Origin of the sequence: Limosilactobacillus secaliphilus, from assembly GCF_001437055.1 — a bacterium.
Lineage (GTDB): Bacteria > Bacillota > Bacilli > Lactobacillales > Lactobacillaceae > Limosilactobacillus > Limosilactobacillus secaliphilus.
On sequence record NZ_JQBW01000009.1, the window covers coordinates 130,366 to 149,006 of the forward strand.

Annotated in this window: 22 protein-coding genes; 14 read left to right on the forward strand and 8 right to left on the reverse strand. The window is 48.2% G+C overall.

From position 1 onward, the window contains the following. Positions 1-36 precede the first annotated feature (36 nt). On the reverse strand, positions 37-969 hold the full coding sequence (locus IV45_RS04265; protein ID WP_057741004.1) for an L-lactate dehydrogenase: 933 nt from the start codon (positions 967-969) through the stop codon (positions 37-39). 356 nt (positions 970-1,325) lie between these two features. Between IV45_RS04265 and IV45_RS04270 the strand changes: the two genes are divergently transcribed. After that, on the forward strand, positions 1,326-1,802 hold the full coding sequence (locus IV45_RS04270; protein ID WP_057741005.1) for a nucleoside 2-deoxyribosyltransferase: 477 nt from the start codon (positions 1,326-1,328) through the stop codon (positions 1,800-1,802). 77 nt (positions 1,803-1,879) lie between these two features. Here the strand turns inward: IV45_RS04270 and IV45_RS04275 are convergent, their stop codons facing one another. After that, positions 1,880-2,809 carry a carbon-nitrogen hydrolase family protein gene (locus IV45_RS04275; RefSeq protein ID WP_057741007.1) on the reverse strand — a complete coding sequence of 310 codons (930 nt, stop codon included), beginning with the start codon at positions 2,807-2,809 and terminating at the stop codon, positions 1,880-1,882. Positions 2,810-2,854: 45 nt separating this feature from the next. Next, positions 2,855-3,613, reverse strand: coding sequence for a tyrosine-protein phosphatase (locus IV45_RS04280; RefSeq protein WP_268872322.1), 759 nt, complete (start codon positions 3,611-3,613; stop codon positions 2,855-2,857). A gap of 127 nt (positions 3,614-3,740) precedes the next feature. Here IV45_RS04280 and IV45_RS04285 point away from each other — a divergent pair, with 127 nt between their 5' ends. Next, complete coding sequence (locus IV45_RS04285) at positions 3,741-4,418, forward strand: hypothetical protein (protein ID WP_057741009.1); 678 nt, start codon at positions 3,741-3,743, stop codon at positions 4,416-4,418. 55 nt (positions 4,419-4,473) lie between these two features. Here the strand turns inward: IV45_RS04285 and IV45_RS04290 are convergent, their stop codons facing one another. Next, on the reverse strand, positions 4,474-5,166 hold the full coding sequence (locus IV45_RS04290; protein ID WP_157051205.1) for a matrixin family metalloprotease: 693 nt from the start codon (positions 5,164-5,166) through the stop codon (positions 4,474-4,476). A gap of 161 nt (positions 5,167-5,327) precedes the next feature. Between IV45_RS04290 and IV45_RS04295 the strand changes: the two genes are divergently transcribed. After that, the gene (locus IV45_RS04295) at positions 5,328-5,708 is read left to right on the forward strand and encodes a hypothetical protein (protein ID WP_162257110.1); all 381 of its coding nucleotides are present in this window, start codon (positions 5,328-5,330) and stop codon (positions 5,706-5,708) included. Between the two features lie 69 nt (positions 5,709-5,777). On the opposite strand, the gene IV45_RS04300 is transcribed toward IV45_RS04295, so the two are convergent. After that, complete coding sequence (locus IV45_RS04300) at positions 5,778-6,737, reverse strand: L-lactate dehydrogenase (RefSeq protein ID WP_057741013.1); 960 nt, start codon at positions 6,735-6,737, stop codon at positions 5,778-5,780. Between the two features lie 115 nt (positions 6,738-6,852). Beyond that, a complete protein-coding gene (locus IV45_RS04305) occupies positions 6,853-7,038 on the reverse strand; it encodes a hypothetical protein (RefSeq protein ID WP_057741015.1) in 186 nt (61 codons plus the stop codon). A gap of 201 nt (positions 7,039-7,239) precedes the next feature. Here IV45_RS04305 and IV45_RS04310 point away from each other — a divergent pair, with 201 nt between their 5' ends. From IV45_RS04310 to IV45_RS04360, 11 genes are all read left to right on the forward strand, one after another. Beyond that, a complete protein-coding gene (locus tag IV45_RS04310) occupies positions 7,240-7,542 on the forward strand; it encodes a hypothetical protein (protein ID WP_191980010.1) in 303 nt (100 codons plus the stop codon). Positions 7,543-7,600: 58 nt separating this feature from the next. Continuing rightward, positions 7,601-8,557: a 50S ribosomal protein L11 methyltransferase gene (gene prmA, locus IV45_RS04315; protein WP_057741018.1), complete on the forward strand. Its 957-nt coding sequence runs from the start codon at positions 7,601-7,603 to the stop codon at positions 8,555-8,557. 10 nt (positions 8,558-8,567) lie between these two features. Continuing rightward, positions 8,568-9,308 (forward strand): 16S rRNA (uracil(1498)-N(3))-methyltransferase, encoded by a 741-nt coding sequence (locus IV45_RS04320; RefSeq protein WP_057741217.1) that lies wholly within the window; start codon positions 8,568-8,570, stop codon positions 9,306-9,308. 82 nt (positions 9,309-9,390) lie between these two features. Continuing rightward, positions 9,391-9,717: a hypothetical protein gene (locus tag IV45_RS04325; protein ID WP_157051207.1), complete on the forward strand. Its 327-nt coding sequence runs from the start codon at positions 9,391-9,393 to the stop codon at positions 9,715-9,717. A 17-nt stretch (positions 9,718-9,734) separates the two neighbouring features. Next, a complete protein-coding gene (locus IV45_RS04330; protein ID WP_057741021.1) occupies positions 9,735-11,966 on the forward strand; it encodes a RelA/SpoT family protein in 2,232 nt (743 codons plus the stop codon). Between the two features lie 9 nt (positions 11,967-11,975). Next, positions 11,976-12,413, forward strand: coding sequence for a D-aminoacyl-tRNA deacylase (dtd, locus tag IV45_RS04335; protein WP_057741023.1), 438 nt, complete (start codon positions 11,976-11,978; stop codon positions 12,411-12,413). A gap of 280 nt (positions 12,414-12,693) precedes the next feature. Continuing rightward, positions 12,694-13,710, forward strand: a complete 1,017-nt coding sequence (locus IV45_RS04340; RefSeq protein WP_057741025.1) for a uroporphyrinogen decarboxylase family protein — start codon at positions 12,694-12,696, stop codon at positions 13,708-13,710. A 4-nt stretch (positions 13,711-13,714) separates the two neighbouring features. After that, positions 13,715-14,458 (forward strand): amino acid ABC transporter ATP-binding protein, encoded by a 744-nt coding sequence (locus IV45_RS04345; protein WP_057741026.1) that lies wholly within the window; start codon positions 13,715-13,717, stop codon positions 14,456-14,458. Between the two features lie 11 nt (positions 14,459-14,469). After that, positions 14,470-15,138 carry an amino acid ABC transporter permease gene (locus IV45_RS04350; protein ID WP_057741028.1) on the forward strand — a complete coding sequence of 223 codons (669 nt, stop codon included), beginning with the start codon at positions 14,470-14,472 and terminating at the stop codon, positions 15,136-15,138. Between the two features lie 13 nt (positions 15,139-15,151). Beyond that, positions 15,152-15,850 carry an amino acid ABC transporter permease gene (locus IV45_RS04355; protein ID WP_057741030.1) on the forward strand — a complete coding sequence of 233 codons (699 nt, stop codon included), beginning with the start codon at positions 15,152-15,154 and terminating at the stop codon, positions 15,848-15,850. A gap of 19 nt (positions 15,851-15,869) precedes the next feature. Beyond that, positions 15,870-16,712 (forward strand): transporter substrate-binding domain-containing protein, encoded by an 843-nt coding sequence (locus IV45_RS04360; RefSeq protein WP_057741032.1) that lies wholly within the window; start codon positions 15,870-15,872, stop codon positions 16,710-16,712. 94 nt (positions 16,713-16,806) lie between these two features. On the opposite strand, the gene IV45_RS04365 is transcribed toward IV45_RS04360, so the two are convergent. Both IV45_RS04365 and IV45_RS04370 read right to left on the reverse strand, forming a co-directional pair. Continuing rightward, the gene (locus IV45_RS04365; protein WP_057741034.1) at positions 16,807-17,646 is read right to left on the reverse strand and encodes a fructosamine kinase family protein; all 840 of its coding nucleotides are present in this window, start codon (positions 17,644-17,646) and stop codon (positions 16,807-16,809) included. Positions 17,647-17,659: 13 nt separating this feature from the next. Beyond that, complete coding sequence (locus IV45_RS04370; protein WP_057741035.1) at positions 17,660-18,325, reverse strand: N-acetylmuramoyl-L-alanine amidase family protein; 666 nt, start codon at positions 18,323-18,325, stop codon at positions 17,660-17,662. Between the last annotated feature and the right edge of the window lie 316 nt (positions 18,326-18,641).

Sequence of the window (18,641 nt, forward strand, 5' to 3'; positions counted from 1 at the left end):
CTGCCAAGCTCTTTTTTTTTAAACTTAATTGTTGAATTACTTAGCTTCGTTCAAGCTTTCTTCGGTCTTTTCCTTGATGAAGTTAGCGGAGTTTTGCAACTTCTCTAATTCTTCAGCGGTCAAGTCAAGCTTGCATTGCTTTTCGATACCGTCACGGCCGATGATGGCTGGGTATGAAAGGTAAACGCCGTATTCTTCACGGTAGTTGGAAACTGGCAGTTCCAGCATGCTGTTGGACAGGATGGCATTGGTGATCCGAACGGCAGCAGTAGCAACACCATAGCTGGTGTACTTCTTGCCCTTCATAACCTTCCAGGCACCCATCTTGATGTCGTCGTTGATCTTGTTCAAATCAATGCCCTTGTCCTTTGCCAACTTTTCGAATGGCTGGCCTAAGACCTTAACCGTTGACCAAGCGGTGAATTGAGAGTTACCGTGTTCACCTAAGTTGTAGCCGGAAACCGAACGAGGGTCGACGTTAACCAGTTGACCAATAGCCTTCTGCATCCGGGCCGTGTCAAGCACAGTCCCGGTACCCATAACCTGCTTCTTTGGTAAGCCGGTTAATTCTTGGTACATGGAAGTGATAACGTCAACTGGGTTGGTGATAGCAACGATCTTGCCGTTGAAGCCACTTTCCTTGATCTTCTGGGCAACTTCACGAACGGCATTCCGGTTGAAGTTCAGTTCACCAAAACGGTCGGCCTTTGGGTTATCCAGTAACTTGATTTTGCCAAGAGCAGAGATGATAACTTCGGTGTCCTTCAACTGGCTCCAATCGTTAACGTAAATGTTGGTGTGGAATGGCAGGTTAGCCATCGCATCTTCAAAGTCGATGGCATCAGCGTTAACCTTACCTTCATTACTGTCAATTAAAACCAAGTCATCAACGAAACCACAAGCAACCAAGTAGTGGGCAACCGTTGAACCAACGTGACCCATTCCGATAACTGCAACTTTTCTTGACATATGATTCAGGTCCTTTCTCTAAATAGTTTCCATAAATCATCATTTCTAAACCAAGTTGACGAGAAATCATCATTTCTAAACCAAGTTGACGAGCCGCTAAAAAATCTCACAACCAGCGCGCCAACCTGATCAACGCGGAGGAATTACTAACATGAAAAGGGATTATTGTCAATTACACCCTTCATACTTAGACCCTCATCTTCATTCTAACATAAGTCGCCACGATATAAAGAAATTATTAAAAACGTTTTCAAAAAATAAAAAGAAAATAAATGCAATTGTTCGTGTTTGCTTTAACAAATCTGTGATAGAATGTGAGAAGTCAAAAGAATAAATGGTAAAAGGGGAACATTTTCATGTCAAAGACAAAAACAGTTTACTTTTGTGCTGGCTGGTTTAACGAAAAACAAAATCGCGCATACAAGGCTGCGATGAAGGCGATCGAGGATAATCCAACGGTCGATGTCGAAAACTCTTATGTGCCACTGGATCACCAATACAAAGGTTTAAGCGTGGCTGAACACCCAGAATTGCTGAAGGACCGTGAATGGGCAACTGCTACTTACAATGGTGACCGGATCGGTATTCAGACTAGTGACCTGGTATTAGCTGTTTACCTGCCAAGTGCTGAAGACGTTGGGATGGGGGTTGAACTCGGTATGGCCCGGACGCTGGGCAAGTACAACCTGGTAGTCATTCCGGACGAAGAATGGGGCAAGCCACTGAACCTGATGACCTTTGGTGCCGCTGACAACTTCATCAAGATGTCTGAATTGGCCGACTTCAACTTCAACCAATTAGGCTTTGGCTTCTATGACGGTGCCGTTTACTAAAATTAGTCAGATTACTCACAGATATGAAAACCCGGGGCAGCCTCTCGTTGAAGTCGCTCCGGGTTTATTGTTTGTAATTATTGATCGTTGACGTGTAAGTCGAGAACGTCGGGCCGGCTATAGTGGCCGATCGCATCCATTTCCATCTTGCTTTGGGGAACCTCATTCATTGGTAGGTCGGCATAGATGATGGTTTTATCATCCCAGACCGGTTGCGTTAGATAGTGGCCATACGGATCAACGACACAACTACCGCCACGACAGACCCGATCATCTAGCTTGGCAATTTCTTCGTTCGCATGCAGCAGTTTCGTCGGGTAGTCGGTCTTGTTGATGATCATATCGGAGTTGATAAAGAAGACATGGCCTTCGATAGCGATGTGCTTGATGGTATCCTGCCATTCGGGATTGTCATTGGTGTTTGGCGAAATGTAAATGCTGATTCCCTTTTGATAGAGGGCAACCCGTGCTAATGGCATGTAGCTTTCCCAGCAGATCAGACTGCCCATCTTGCCCCAAGGAGTGTCGATGACCGGGAAATAGTCCTTATTAGCATCCGCCCACACGAGGCGTTCGCTGCCCGTTGGCTTGAGTTTACGGTGGACGGCTAGCAGGCTCCCATCAGGGCCAAAGAAGAGGTTTGAATTATAGAGACTGCCAGAAACCTGGTCGCGCTCGGAAACACCGATGCTCAGGTAGGCGTGGGCTTGAGCAGCTGCCTGTCCCAGTGCTTTGGTTTCGGGACCGGGGACAACCACTGAGTTATCGCAGTAGCGCCACCAATCTTTGCGCCCGCTCTCATGCCGGCCACCGACAACGAAGCCAAAATTCATGCCAAAGGGATAACCCGGGATAAACAATTCGGGAAAGACAATCAGTTCTGGTGACTTGGCCTGTGCCTGTTGAATGAGCGCAATTGCTTTGTCAGTAGAAGCCTTTTTATCAAAGAGGACGGGGCTATCCTGGATCAAGGCAATCTTACAGTGGTCTTCTTTAAAGTCTTTCATGATAGAACCTCCTTAGGGTATTAGGGTAATTGGGGGAGTTTGACATTAAACGAGAAACTTGTTCCTGAAGTCTTCAATATCTTTGGCAGTGAAACCGAACCGCTGGGTGAACAAATTTTCAGCCGAACCCCAGCCGTCGTGAATCGTCTGCAAAAAGCCCTTCATGACTGGGCCATCGCCCTTGGTAACGTTCATGTTGGCGATCATCTGGCTGAGCTCATCGTTAGTTTTGAGCTGGTCACTCATCGCAAAGCTATACAGTTGGTTGGTCAGCAGGTAGTCTTTGATAATGGTGTTGTCGTCAACGCCGAGAACTGCCATGATCAAGGCTGAAACCATGCCAGTCCGGTCTTTGCCGGCACTGCAGTGGAAGACCAGTGCATCACCAGCAGGCAGGTTGAGCAGCTCGTGCAGGACCTGTTTGAAGGCCAACTGGCTGTGCACATTGAGGAGGACATGTTGGTAAATGTTGCCCAGCATGTCGTTAAATTCATGGACACCTGGCACATCGAGCTGTTCGTCGTCCTCACCATTTTCTGCATACACATGTGCGTCCACATACTTCACACCGGACCAATGGCGATCCGGGGCCGTCATCTGTTCAAAGCTGCTCCGCAAATCACAATCAACGGTGATATTCAAAGCAGACAACTTTTGCCGGTCATGATGGGAGAGACGACTGAGGTCATCGGCACGGTAAATAGTGCCCCATTTGATGGCCCGGCCATCCTGTGTCTGATAACCGCCTAAATCACGGAAATTCATTGGTCCGTCTAGTGTTATCACCCGTTCATGCTTACTCAAACTGACCCCTCCTAACTTTCTAGCTATATTTTACAAATTGCAGGGCAGGGTGTCGAGTAAACTGAGATGGACATCGTTAATTGACAGGTTTAAAATCAATCTGTTGACATTTTACGGAGGAAATTTTATGGCAAACGAAGAACGATTTGGATTATCAGCAGAAGAAAAGCAGACAGCATTAGCCGCAATTGACCAGCGCTTGGATAAGCTGAAAGACACGCAGGCTTTACATTTAAGCGACGACGAGATTGCCAAGTTGCGGGCCGACTTTCTAGAACACAATCATTATGGCAAGTATGAGGACATGCTGAACCATGAGATTTTGGAAGGTCGGGGTGAACTGGGGCGCTTGAACGTCCGCCTCAATGATTATGCGAAGGCTCAGCCAGCCTTTAACCAGTTGATGCGCAACCACCATGATTATGCACCGGCTTACCTTGACCAAAAAATCAGTATTGGCTTGTTTGTGATTGCCCTACTGGTGGTGATTGCAGGCGCCTTTACCTCGGTTTTGCTGATTCAATTGGGCTTGCTGTTTGCCCTGGCTGCACTGGTGCTGGTATTCTTACGGCTCCGGTTCAACAGCAAGCAGAAGAAGTATCCACGTCAGTTGGCGGAAATCAACAAAGCGACTGCTCAAGCAAAGCAGGACCAGGCCGACTTTAACCGGTTAGGGCAGGAGTTTGTCACTGAACAGATGCAAGCTGACTATCGCCGCTTTTTAGCCAACAAGTTGGGTGTGAAGAATAACGTGATTGAACAGTTAACGCCACCGCAGACGAAAACGGCAGCCCAGACCAAATAACAAAACCGTTGATGACATGATCATCAACGGTTTTTTAGTTGCTAAAACAGTTGGATTATTGGTAAAGCAATTTAATGGTTCGCCGGTCGAGCTTGGTGATGCCGGTCCGGACATTGCGCGGGATCATTACGCTGTTCTCGTATTCTGGCGCATGGGCCAATCCCAGTGCGTGGCCCAATTCGTGTTGAGCCACTTCGCTACGAAAACCGCGGCTGCTTAAAGCCAGTTGATTGGGATCAAGCGTGGAGGTTGCGCTGAGTAGGGCGTGTTTGTCGGGATCGTAGGACGTTTTAGTCGAGCCGAGGTCGGAATGATTGGTGCCGACTGAGCTATTAACACTGTCGGCACTCAGGTCACCACTCTTGGCAAAGACATTCGCATGCGAGGCTTTCTTCGTCCACACAAAGTGAATAGTCCCGGTCCGATTCCAGGCTTTAACTGCGTCTCGAAACGCCTGCTTGACCTGTGGGTTGCCCGCTTCCATATAGATGTAGATGCGACGATGACTCCAGCGATAGCCTTCAGTGGGGGTTGGGGTCTTATCCGGGATTGACAACGCGTGTTGGGGAGTGGACCGTTTGACCGCGTAGTCATTGTTCGGATGATCATCATCATTGTCGAAGTAATTACTGCTGGAATTGATTGCGGGCAGGGCAGTATCGGCGCGAGCCAGCAGGGGAGTCCCCCAAACCATTAGGGAGGCTAAGAGCGTCGTTATAAGATTGGTGATGGTTTGACGCTTTTTCATAACGACACTTCCTTTTCATAACTTAAGATCATGATCGAGTTTACCGTTATCACTCTTTATCTGGCAAGTAATAAAACTTACTGCTTACATTTGCGGGATATGCTGTTATAATGTAAGCGCTAACATGTAGACTAATGAAGGGATCAATGATAATCGTGCAGATGCTTGAAGTAAGTCCGACCACCAAGCCACAAAAGATAGTTCGGTCACAGTCGCTTGTTTGGGGTTTATATGTGAAGACGTTTCGCCAGTTATGTCAGTTGCTTGGTATTGACGATACTTATTGCGGAGCAGATTGGTTTGGGATATTAGGACCCAATGGCAGTCTGGCAGTTGTCCGGCAACCAGCGCTGCAAATCCATCAAAAACTATCGTGGTCGCTTACTTGGCAGCTGCGTTTGCAAGTGATTTACGACCTGGTGCAGGCAATGGTGACTTGTGAAAAGCATAGTCAACGCGATGAGTATTACTTTCGTTGTCGATCCGCACAGTTGATTAAATTCGGCATCAAGATTGTCGAAATGATTGAAGAGAATGCATGAAGCTATAACAAAACCCTCTTTGAAGTTGTTCAAAGAGGGCTTTATTAATTAAGTGGTTATTTGATTGAATTACTTGTTGCCTTGCAGCTTTGCCATACCGTTCTTAGCAACTTCTTCCAGCGTTTCAGCAGAAGACTTCATTGCCTTTTCTTCACGGTCGTCCAATGGAACTTCCAGAACCTTGGCAACACCGCTAGCATTAACAACGGCTGGAGAACCGATGTACAGGTCGTGCAGACCATATTCACCGTTCATTGGAGCACCAATTGGCAGAACAGCGTTTTCGTCACGCAGGATAGCGCGAGAAATCCGTGCCAGAGCAGTAGCAACACCGTAGAAGGTAGCACCCTTCAAGTTGATGATTTGGTAAGCCTTCTTACGAACGTCGTCTTCAATCTTCAGCAGTTCGTCCATGGATACGCCTTGTTCCTTAGCCAAGTCTAAGACCGGCTTGCCACCAATCGTAGCGCTGGAGTAAGCAGCAAATTCGGAGTCACCGTGTTCAGCCATGATGTTAGCAGAAACATCAACAGGTGAAACATTGAACTTCTTTGCCAGAGCAACGCGCAAACGAGCGGAGTCCAGAGAAGTACCGGAACCAACAACCTTGTTCTTTGGGAAGCCAGACAGCTTCTGAACAGCGTAAGTCAATACGTCAACTGGGTTAGCGGCAACCAGGAAGATACCGTTGAAACCAGACTTAACGATTGGTTCAACAACGGACTTGATGATCTTCAAGTTCTTGTCAACCAGTTGCAGACGGGTTTCACCAGGCTTCTGTGGTGCACCGGCAGTGATTACAACCAGGTCAGCATCCTTGCAGGTGTCGTAATCTGCGGAGTAGAAGTTCTTTGGAGCAGTGAAGGCAGTTGCGTCTTCCAGGTCCAAAGCGTCCCCCTTAGTACGATCCTTGATGATATCAACGATAGCCAGTTCTTCGGCCAGACCCTGCTGAGCCATTGCAAAAGCATAACTAGAACCAACGGCACCGTCGCCGACAAGAACTACTTTTTGATGATTCTTAGACAATCAAAACACTCTCTTTCTACACATTGTTAAAATAAGCACAAGCATTATGCTCAACGTTAGTTATTATACAACAGTTCACTATCGCATAATCACAAAAAATGTAAATAGTAATGCTTTAACGGAAAAAGTTGGCCATTCCAAAGCCGACACTGGCCAAAATGAGCAAAATTGCCGGAATCAGGAGGACTTTAATAAAGATGGCAGCTAAGGTAAAGAGGATCAGGAAGCCTAATAACCAGAGCGAGAATTTGAAAAACTTCCATAAAATCCAGAGGACAAGGATCGCAATTAATAAGCTCACCTAAATCAACCTTCTTTCACTCTTAAATTGACAAAATTATAACAGGAAACGGTGCGGCAAGCATACTGGGTGAACCGATTTACAAGATCTTTAACTTTTGTGTGCAATGGAGCTGTGGTAAAATACTAATACATGTAGTTATAGGTGAGTGAAGAACTTTAATAGGAGGTGATTACCATTTTAAATCGGACCAAGCAATTCATGCGCAGCAACGACTTGAATTACAAAAAAGAATATATTCGTCCAATGATGACACCACAACATGTGTATGTCTTTCGGTTTGGCAAGCACAAACTCAATAACCGGGTAATCATCCGTTATTCACATACATGGACGGGAAGACTGAAGATCAATGAGATCGATGTGCGTTTGCACCACCAGCACCATCCCCGCATTTTCCGCACTGAAAATGACTTGCTCCTGTATTTGAGCCAGCACATGGCCAAGAAGCAAGCCAAGAAGGAAAAGAAGCTGGCTGAAGAAGCCGAGAGTAAAAAAGATTAATTTAATGATTGTTGAGCGGCTTTTAGAGAGTCGCTTTTTTTCGATTAGGAGGTTTGTTATGGATTGGACAGCAGTAACGGTTGAGACAAGCAATGAAGCGGTGGAGGCCGTTAGTTACATCCTGACCGATTCCGGTGCCAACGGGGTCAAAATTGATAACGCTGCCGACTTTGCCAACTTGAAGCCGGGCAAGTATGGCCCTTACGGTGAGATTGTGGACCCTGACTCGCTGCCTCACCGAAAGTCCGGTGCGAGTGTGACCGGCTACTTCCCGCCGAAAGTGTTTATCCCTGAATTGATGAAGGACATTGAACAACGAGTTCTACAGTTGAAACAATTTGGTTTAAACCCCGAGCCCGCCAAAGTTCACAGCGAGACGATCGATAACCAAGACTGGGCGACTGTTTGGCAACGTTACTACCATCCGGTACGGGTAACCAGTCAGTTAACCGTTGTGCCTCAATGGGAAAATTATCAACCACAACAGGCCGGTGAAAAGGAGCTGATCTTGGATCCCGGCATGGCCTTTGGTACGGGTACTCACCCAACGACCAAGTTGATGCTCCAGGCACTGGAAATCGTACTACGGGGCGGTGAATCAATTCTCGACGTTGGTACTGGGTCTGGTGTTTTAAGCATTGCCGCTAAGCAACTTGGTGCCGGTGACGTTTGGGCCTACGATATCGATGATGTTGCCGTTAAGTCGGCGCAGAAAAACATCGATCTGAACCCAGTGGCACACGATGTTCATCTGGGCGTTAACAACCTGCTGGACGGTATTCACAAGTCAGTTGACGTAGTGGTGGCCAACATTCTCGCGGAAATCATCGTGCCCCTAGTACCGCAAGCCATGGCCAATCTGAAACCGGGTGGCTACTTCTTGACCTCTGGCATCATTAAGGATAAGTTCCCGGTGGTTAAAAAGGCTGAAGAAGATGGCGGCTTCATCATTGATGAAACAATGCGGATGAAGGACTGGTATGGGATTATTGCCCACCGTCCAAAAGACGAATAAGGAAGTTACTATGCAACGATATTTTGTAAAGCAAATGCCTAAAGACAAGTTGGTTGAATTACCCACGGATGCTGCTCATCATTTTGTGCGGGTGATGCGGGCCACATCAGGCAGTCAATGTGAAGTTGTGTTGCCTGACCAGCGCGTTTTTCAAGCAGAGTTGGTCAATGCTGACCCGGCGACGGTCAAACTAGTGCAGCAATTAGATACCAAGCCTGAACTGCCGGTCCAAGTGGTGCTGGCATGCGGCTTGCCCAAGACTAAAGGCAAACCCGAGTTGATTGTACAGAAGGGGACCGAACTGGGTGCCAGTCGGATTGTCTTCTTTGCTGCACAGCGGTCGATCAGCCAGTGGCGGGCTAATAAGGTGGCCAAGAAGCTGGACCACCTGCAAAAAATTGCTCACGCAGCGGCTGAACAATCGCACCGGACCCAGATCCCTCAGGTGACCTATTACGACAGCCTGACGAATTGTCTGGATCATGAGCAGACCGACTACAAAATTGTGGCCTATGAGGAATCGGCCAAGCAAGGCGAGCACGCTCAACTGGTGCAGACGTTGAAACAAATCCAGGCCAATCAAAGTCTGCTGGCCGTTTTTGGCCCAGAAGGCGGGTTGACTGAAGACGAAGTGCAAATGATGGCAAAGAGGGGCATTAAAGCCGCCGGACTCGGGCCGCGCATCCTGCGAACGGAAACTGCGCCACTGTACTTCCTGGCTTGCGTTTCTTACCAGCTGGAACTGGATTAGAGATGTCGTGATTAAATCCATGCAAAGCAGCGTGCGTATGGTAAAATAGCCCCATTACAAGACTGAATGAAGGATTGAAATAGTGATGAAGCAAATCGGACAAAAGATTGACAAAAAACTGTGGGTCGCAAGCCTGATCGTTGGGGTGGTAGTGACCGCCCTCGTTGGTAAATTGCCATTTATTCATAAAACTTTGATGATGGTCATTTTCTTGCTCCTAAGCTTGTTTGCCTGCTGGACAGGTTGGTATCTACGCAAGCAATCACGCGGATGGCAGCTGCTTGTCTTTCCGGCTTGTTTCATGATTGGTGCCTACTTCTTTGTTCCGCGTTATTGTTGGTACCTGGTGCTGGTCTACCTGGGACTAGCTTATCTGAGCTGGTCACTTGCCCGTGAACGGAACAATTAAAGAATGGACGGGAGCATATGTCGCAGACAAAAGAATTAACTCATGAAGACGTGAAGCATATGGTTGAAGGCTACATGAATAAGGAACATGTGGCCTTGGTTGAACGTGCTTACCACTTTGCTGCGGTTGCTCATCATGATCAGAAACGGCAGTCGGGGGAACCTTACATCATTCATCCGATCCAAGTTGCCGGTATTCTAGCCGAATTGCATATGGATCCAGAAACGGTGTGTGCCGGTTACATGCATGACATCGTTGAGGATACGGGGGCAACGTTGGATGACATTCGGGAACTCTTTGGGCCCACGATTGCGATGATTGTTGATGGCGATACCAAGATCAGCAAGATTCACTATAAGTCCAACAAAGAACAGATGGCCGAGACGCACCGGAAGTTACTGCTGGCAATGAGCAAGGACATCCGGGTCATGATCGTTAAATTGGCGGACCGGCTGCACAATATGCGGACGCTGCAACACTTGCGTCCAGACAAGCAACGGCGTATTGCCAACGAAACTTTGGAAATCTATGCTCCCATTGCTGATCGTTTAGGGATCAGTACGATCAAGTGGGAGTTGGAAGACCTGTCCCTGCGTTACTTGAACCCACAGCAGTACTACCGGATTGCGCACTTGATGCACTCACGGCGCGATCAGCGGGTTTCATACATCAATGAAGCTGTGGAGAAAGTGAAGGCGGCCATTTCTGACCTTAAATTGGGTCCCAACGTTGAGATTTACGGGCGGCCGAAGCACATCTACTCCATCTACCGCAAGATGGTTACTCAACACAAGCAGTTTAGCGAGATCTATGACTTGCTGGCCGTACGGGTCGTTGTTGACTCTGTACGGGACTGCTATGCCGTCTTAGGTGCAATCCATACCACTTGGACGCCAATGCCGGGTCGGTTCAAGGACTATATCGCCATGCCAAAAGCAAACGGCTACCAGTCCTTGCACACCACCGTAATTGGTCCTAAGGGTCATCCGTTGGAAATCCAAATCCGGACCCATAAGATGCACCAAGTGGCTGAATATGGGGTTGCGGCTCACTGGGCATACAAGGAAGGCAAGACCAATGGGATCGCCATCAACCGCGACAGCCAGAAGCTGAACGTGGTTAAGGAAATCCTAGAGATGCGCAACGAAAGCCACGACACCGATGAATTCATGCAGGGTGTCCAAAGTGACGTCTTCACGGACAAGGTCTATGCCTTTACGCCAAAGGGTGACGTCATCGAGATGCCAAAGGGTGCCGGTCCACTGGATATGGCCTACCAGATCCACACCGAAGTCGGCAACCACGCTACTGGGGCAAAGGTCAATGGCCACATTGTTCCCCTAGATTACGACATCAAGAACGGTGACATTGTCGACATTTTGACTTCGCCATCATCGGCCGGTCCTAGTCGTGACTGGCTGAACCTGGTATCCACCCGGCGTGCGCGGAACAAGATTCACCAATTCTTCCGGGCTCATGATCGGGAGAAGAACATTGTTGACGGTCGTGCACAAATTGAACGTCTGTTACGAGAAGACGGCTTGGATCCAAATGATCTGATGACCGACGAGCAGGTTGACGCCGTTGCTAAGCAGATGCACTTCAAGAGCGGCGACGACCTGTTTGCCGCAGTGGGCTTCGGGGATGTACCGCCGATTGGTGTGCGCAACCGTTTCACTGCCAAGATTCGGCAAAAGCAGCGTAACGATCAGCAGCGTAAAGAAGAAAAGGCACTGATGGAAGACCACCAGACCTTGGAGAACAACACCAACAACAAGAACCACATTTCCAACGGTAACAGTGACGTGATTGTTGAAGGGGTTGACAACTTGTTGACCCGGTTGAGTCATTGCTGCAGCCCGGTTCCCGGTGATCCAATTGTGGGCTACATCACCAAGGGGCGTGGTGTGTCCGTTCACCGGGTTGATTGCCCGAACGTCAAGCAGGCCGAAAAGAGTGGTCAACGGCTGGTCAAGGTTTACTGGAGCAATCCTGAAGGTGACAAGACCAACTACAACGCCGATATTGAGGTTCAAGGCTACAACCGCAATGGCCTGTTGAATGATGTCCTGCGTTCGATCAATAACAACACCCGTTTCTTAAACTCGGTAAATGGGAAACTGGATCACAACCGCTTGGCAATCATCTCGGCCTCTGTCGGCGTGCGGAATGCTGAACACCTGCAGATCATCATGGACGCCTTGAAGAACATTCATGATGTATACGTGGTTAAGCGAGTGATTCATTAGGAGGAGCATATGCGAATTGTATTGCAACGTGTCAAACACGCTTCCGTTAGTGTTGACGAAAAAGTAATTGGCCAGATTAAGCAGGGCTACATGCTGCTAGTTGGTTTTGGCCCGGATGATGATGAGGCCACCCTGGATTGGATGGTCCACAAGGTCACTAACTTACGGGTCTTTGAAAGCGAACCAGGGAAAATGAACCTTGGTTTGAAGGATGTGGATGGGGCCATCCTGTCGATTTCGCAATTCACCCTGTATGCCGATGTTAGGCATGGTAATCGACCTGGCTTTTCCAAGGCGGCCAAACCGGAAATGGCCGAGAAGCTCTATGACCAGTTCAACCAGAAATTACGCGCTACAGGCATCCATGTTGAAACCGGCCAATTTGGTGCCGACATGCAGGTTGACCTGCTGAATGACGGGCCCGTTACCATTCTTTATGAGAAATAAATTAAAAATTTCAGTTTTAGGCTTGACTATCTTTAAGTAAGTAGTTATAGTTTAACCATCATCAAAAAACGAGGAGGGAAAACCATGTTAAGTTTGTTTAACTTTGAATGTTGTGCATGTACTCAAATGAACAAGCGAACTGACATGGTTTCAGTTGGCGGTCTTTTTGCAGTACATGCGTAAATAAAGATTGTCATCTCCATAAAGCAAAACTCGCAACCATGTTAGTCATGGTTGCGAGTTTTTTTGTGTCTTCGTTTCGATTGAGGAGGAATTAATCATGAGTTTAACCAGAGAACAAGTTTTAAAAGCAATGCATAACGAAAAGACTACAGGCGTGCCCACATCATTTTGGCGTCACTTTGCCGACAACGAATTTACGGATGCTTATCAAGATCCTGCTGTGGTAAAGGTCAACCTCGATGGCCACCGTCAGTACCTGAAAGATCTCGATGTAGATTTTGTCAAGACAATGCTGGATGGCTACTTCCCATATCCGTTTCGGGGTGTCACTAATCTCCAGGATCCAGCTGACTTAGGCAATGTCCAGCCATTGAGTGAGAATGACCCATGGATTGTGGATCAAGCCAAATTAGCCCGGAAACAAAAGCAGATTGCCAATGACAAGCCGGTTTTCGTCACGGTCTTCTCACCGATGTACCTGTTCAAATGGGCACTGATCAAGCACTACCAGGATCCATTGTTATTAGCCGACAAACGCTTCGCTGATCTCTACCTGAAAGATTCCACTTTGGTCAACTATGTTTTACAGGTGATCGCAAACGACCTGGGCAAGTTGGTTCATGCGCTGATGCAGACTGGAATCGATGGTATCTATTACTCAACCCAATCGGTTCAGGACGAACGCCTCGACAACCTGCACTTCTTCCAAAAGGTGATGGAACAAGTTGACCAGCAGGTGCAGGAGCAGATCAATCAGGAGAGTAGCCTGAACATCCTGCACATCTGTGGCTTTGACGGGGCCTACAACCACCTGGAATGGTTTAAGGACTACCCACTGCAGGTGATTAACTGGGCCACGAAGACGGATGGTTACACACTGGGTGAAGGTAAGAAATTGTTTAATGATCGTCCAGTCTTAGGTGGTTTTGACAACTCCACTGCAGGAATTCTTTACCGCGGCAATAAGGAGGAAATTCAAGCTGAGGTGCAGCGCTTGTTAGACGAGGCCGGCACGACTGGTGTGCTGCTGGGAGCCGACTGCACGGTGCCACGCGATATTAATTACGATCATTTACGGTGGGCAATTGAAGCGGCACATGATTATCAGGGGTGATGAAATGCTTTTATCAGTCAAAAAGTTAGAAAAGAGATTTGGCAAACGAACCGTGCTGAAAGGGGTGGATTTCTCCGTTGACCAAGGCGAGGTGGTCGTAATCATTGGCCCGTCTGGTTCTGGTAAAACGACTCTACTGCGGAACCTGAACTTCTTGGAAAACGCAGATGCAGGAACGATGAACTTTAAGGACCGGCAGATTGACTTAGCCCATCCCAAGAAGGACGATGTGCACTTTGTTCGCCGCCATAGCGCAATGGTTTTCCAAAACTACAACCTGTTCAAGAATAAAACGGCGCAAGAAAACATTGCGGAAGGCTTGATCTACGGGCAGGGGATGGACAAACGCCAGGCGCTCACGATTGCCAGTGACGAATTGAAGTCATTAGGCTTAGCTGCTCAAGCTAATCATTACCCATCGCAACTGTCCGGTGGTCAACAGCAGCGAATCGGCATTGCCCGGGCCACGGTGCTCAAGCCAGACGTCATCCTGTTTGACGAACCAACGTCAGCTTTGGATCCCGAACTGGTAGGGACGGTGCTGGATGACATGCGGCGCCTCGCACAGGCCGGTCAAACTATGGTGGTGGTCACACACCAGATGTCATTCGCTAAGAATGTGGCCTCCCGTATCGTCTTTTTCGATGACGGACAGATCGTTGAAAGCGGCAGTCCGGACCAGGTATTCAACCATCCGCGTGAAGAACGCACGCGGCAGTTCTTGGGTGCCTTGGCCGAAAACTATTAGGTGGTGGTTTTATGAGCACAGTAAAAATTTTGCGCGTCATCCTCCGTGGGTTGCCGAACACATTGCTGCTCTTGTCCTGGTCGTTGATTCTGGCCACAGTGCTGGGAATGTTGTTGACCCGGATGAAGTTGGCGAAGGGTCGCTTTTGGCAGGGACTGGCCAATCTCTACTTAAACTTGGTCAGGGGCACACCGCCGCTCTTAATGCTCTTGCTATCCTACTATGGCTTGCCGGTCCTTTTGAAACTCATCTCGATCAACATTGAGCACTGGACGCGCCTCATGTTTGGGGTCTTTGGCCTGACTATCGGCTGGAGCGCCTACTTAGCAGAAGCTTTTCGCAGCGCCTATCTGTCGGTCGATCCTGGCCAATTAGAAGCGGCCCGTTCAGTTGGGATGAACAACCGGGACGCGCTCTTCCGGATCATCTTGCCGCAAGCGGCAGTCAACGCCTTGCCGAATGTCGAAAACTTGGTGATCGGACTGGTTAAAGCCACGTCACTGGTCTACGTCTTAGGACTGTTTGACATGTACAACGAAGCGGCCAACTTATCCAACCAGACCGCCGGCATTCATCAGTTGCAGATTTTCGTTCTATTGGCGTTGACCTACTGGCTGATCGTTTTGATCATTGAAGCAATTTTTCGGCAAATTCGTAAACACTTTGCACTGATGGCTTGAGAGGGGGAATTACATGTTTGACTTGAATTTTGCAAAAGAAGCTTTTCCCCAGATCGTGCTGGCGGTGCCGTTGACCTTGTTGATTGCCTTCATTGCCACCTTAATTGGTTTGGTGCTGGCAATTGGCGTGGTCATCGCCCGAGAGAAGCAGGTGCCGGTTCTGGCGCAGTTCTTAGCAACGCTGGTCTCATTTATTCGGGGAACACCGATTTTAGTTCAGCTGTATGTGGTTTACTACGGTCTGCCCCAACTACTAACAAGTCTGCAGGCAGCGGGTTGGCACGTTGATCCGAACGGTTTGCCGGCTATCGTCATCGCATTTTCCGCCTATGGTTTGAACGCAATGGCCAACTTGTCAGAAAGCATTCGCTCTGCCTATCACGCCGTTGACCCAGGCCAGTACGAAGCGGCCATTTCGGTTGGGATGAAGCCAGCCACAGCCATGGTGCAAATCGTGGTTCCACAGTTGATTGCCAACCTGATTCCGAATTTCACCAACATTTTCCTGGACTTGATTAAGGATACGGCCTTGGTCTACAACATTGGTTTAGTCGAAGTCATGGGCAAGGCCAATATCATCTCCAGTGAAGGCTTCAAATATCTGGAAACTTACACGGATGCCTTGATTATTTACATTGTCGTCTGCTGGGTATTTGCTTTTGTTCTTCGTCAATTTGAACGTCACTATCGTTATGCACAAGTTAGTCATTAATCATGAAAGGGAGATTCCTATGAAGTTACAAAAATTATTTAATCGTTTAGCCGTTGTTGGCTTGTTGAGTACCGTGCTGCTTTCCTCAGCCACTGCCGCCCATGCTGCGACGACCGTTAACGTTGCGGCCCCCAATGGTAATTCGACCTACATCGTTAACACAGATCATGGACCGGCCGGCTACTACGGTGATTTGATCAAGAAGATGGACAAGGACATGCCACAATACAAGTTCAAGACGACTTTCACCTCACAAAATGCGGTCTTCTCTGGTTTGCAGAGTGGTAAGTACGACCTGGCCCTGAATAACTCTTGGTACAACAAACAACGGTTCAGCACTTACTACCACACGCGTGCGGTAGGGCTGGATGACTTGCGGCTGGTTTATCGCAAGGGTGGTAAGAAGGCGGCTTCCTTAAACGAAGTGGCCAAGAAGAAGATGAAACTGGTCCCAGTGCCGACAGACGATGCCCGTTACAGCGTGGTTTCAGACTACAACAAGTCTCACAAGGATAAGGTTAAGCTGAAGGCGATTGGGGACCAGTCTTCGGCGGATGCTCTGAAGGAAGTTGCTAGTGGCAAGTACGACGTGGCAATTTACCCATACCCAGCCTACAAGCAGATCGAACACACCAAGGAAGGCAAGAAGCTGGCGGTTTCTAAGTCAATTGGTCAACGGAGTCCATACCTGCTCCTACACAAGAGTGCCAAGAACAAGAAGCTGACACGGGACTTAAACAAGGAAATTGAACACTTGTACAAGACCGGCTATTTGGAAAAGATCACAGAGAAATATCTCTACGAAAACACGTTTGCACTGCCAAATGCAAAGAAGAACTACAACGCCGAATTTAACAAGTAATACCGGATTTAAGATATAACAAGTAAACGAAAAAACGATCCTGACAATGATTGTCAGGATCGTTTTGTTATCAAAACAGTTGCGTGGTAAAAAGTTAGTACTGATTCAGGATCCGGTCAACGGATGGCCCGTAAGTTTCCCCAAAAAGAATCAGGTGCATGCACAGGTAGTAGAACTGGTACCAAGGCAAGCGATTTTCAAAACCAGGCTTAAGCGGATAGGCCTCGTTGTAGGCACGATAGAAGTCGCTGGAAAAGCCGCCAAAGATGGTGGTCATGGCCAAGTCGTACTCCCGATCCCCATACAATGCGTCAGGGTCAATCAAGGTTGGGGTCCCATCGACCGCAAACATGAAGTTACCTGCCCAGAGGTCGCCATGGCACAGGCTGGGAACGGGTGGGTTTTGCCGGTAATACTGGCTAAAGCGATCGACCATGTGTTGGAAGTGCTCTTCACGAAATTCGTTCCACCGTCCCAGTTTCTTTGCAGTGGCGCGCTCTGGCATCAGCCGTTGGTTAACGTAGTAGTCAACCCAGTCAGCGTTGAAGTGGTTGTCCTTGAACAGGGCCTTAGTATGGTGACTGGTATAGAAACCAAACTGATCGTTATGGCGCTGGTGCATGCGGGCAACAGCACGACCTAATTCCGTCTGGCTGCCGTCACCTTCATCGATCCAGTTTAAGACCAAGTAGGCATCGCCATCAATTTGGCCGCTAGCAATGGGGTGCGGGGTATTCACAACCTTACTCAGTTCTTCCAAGCCCCGTTTTTCGTGGGCAAAATAACTTTCTTGCTGGTTTGGCTGTACCTTGATGAAGTAAGTCTTACCCTGAGCCACTACTTGATAGGCTTCATTGATATCACCGCCACTGACTGGCTGCCATGAATCAATGGGTGCCAGTGGCAGTTGACTAAACCATTCATCATTTTCCATAGAATCAACCTCCTTAGTTATTCTGCAAAAATGAATTTAGGCCTTGAGTGATTGCGTGAGCCGTCTTCTTCTGGAAGCTGGGCTTTTGAATCATCTTGAAATCCTTGCTGGAATTGATATAACCCGTTTCACATAAGATGGCTGGCTGGTGGTTGTCCCGCAAGACTTCGAAGTCACCAAATTCGATGCCAAGGTTCTTGCCTGGGAGAGCGTTAACCTGCTTGCTGACGGATTTGGCCAGCTGCTTTGAAGGTCCGCGGTGGTAATAGTAGGTAGTAATGCCGCTGCCTTCATTTTCATTCGGTGAAGAATTCAAGTGCAGGCTGATAAAGGCATCCGCACGCCGCTGGTTTGATAAGTTCACCCGGCTCTCCAAACTGACATAGCGATCAGAATCTCTGGTCATGATGACGCGGGCACCTTGTTGAATGAGAGACTTTTGCAACTGATTGGCAATTCTTAGAGTGTAGGTTTTCTCTTGATTTTGCTTATCTCGGCCGCTACCATTCGCCATTGCACCAGAATCGGCACCACCATGACCGGGATCGATGACAATGGTGGCTCCGGCAATATGGTCATTCTTGGCTAACTTGCGTTTTGAGTGAATCAACCAGGCTGGTGTCCAGGCAACTTGATGGTCGGTCAGACGTAACTTATACCAGCCATTTTTTTCCTGCAAGAGGGTGACCGCTTGCTCGTCCGTCCGTTTAAGCCGGCGTGAACTAATGCTCGGCCCGGAAAAGAGGGGACTGGTGAGCGGATTAAGTTCGCGCTTGCCCAGAAAAGTTAGGCGCCAAATAAAGATTAAACAGAGCGCAACTAAGATGAAACTGATAATGGCGGAAATATTTTTTTGCTTGTGGATTGGTTGCGCCTCCTTTACTTAATTACCTTAAGTTTAAGGGCATTTATAATAAAAGCAAGTTTGAATGGAATGAGAATTTTTTAATAAAAGTATTGACTTACGCAAAAGTCGCGAGTAACCTTAGGGGCGT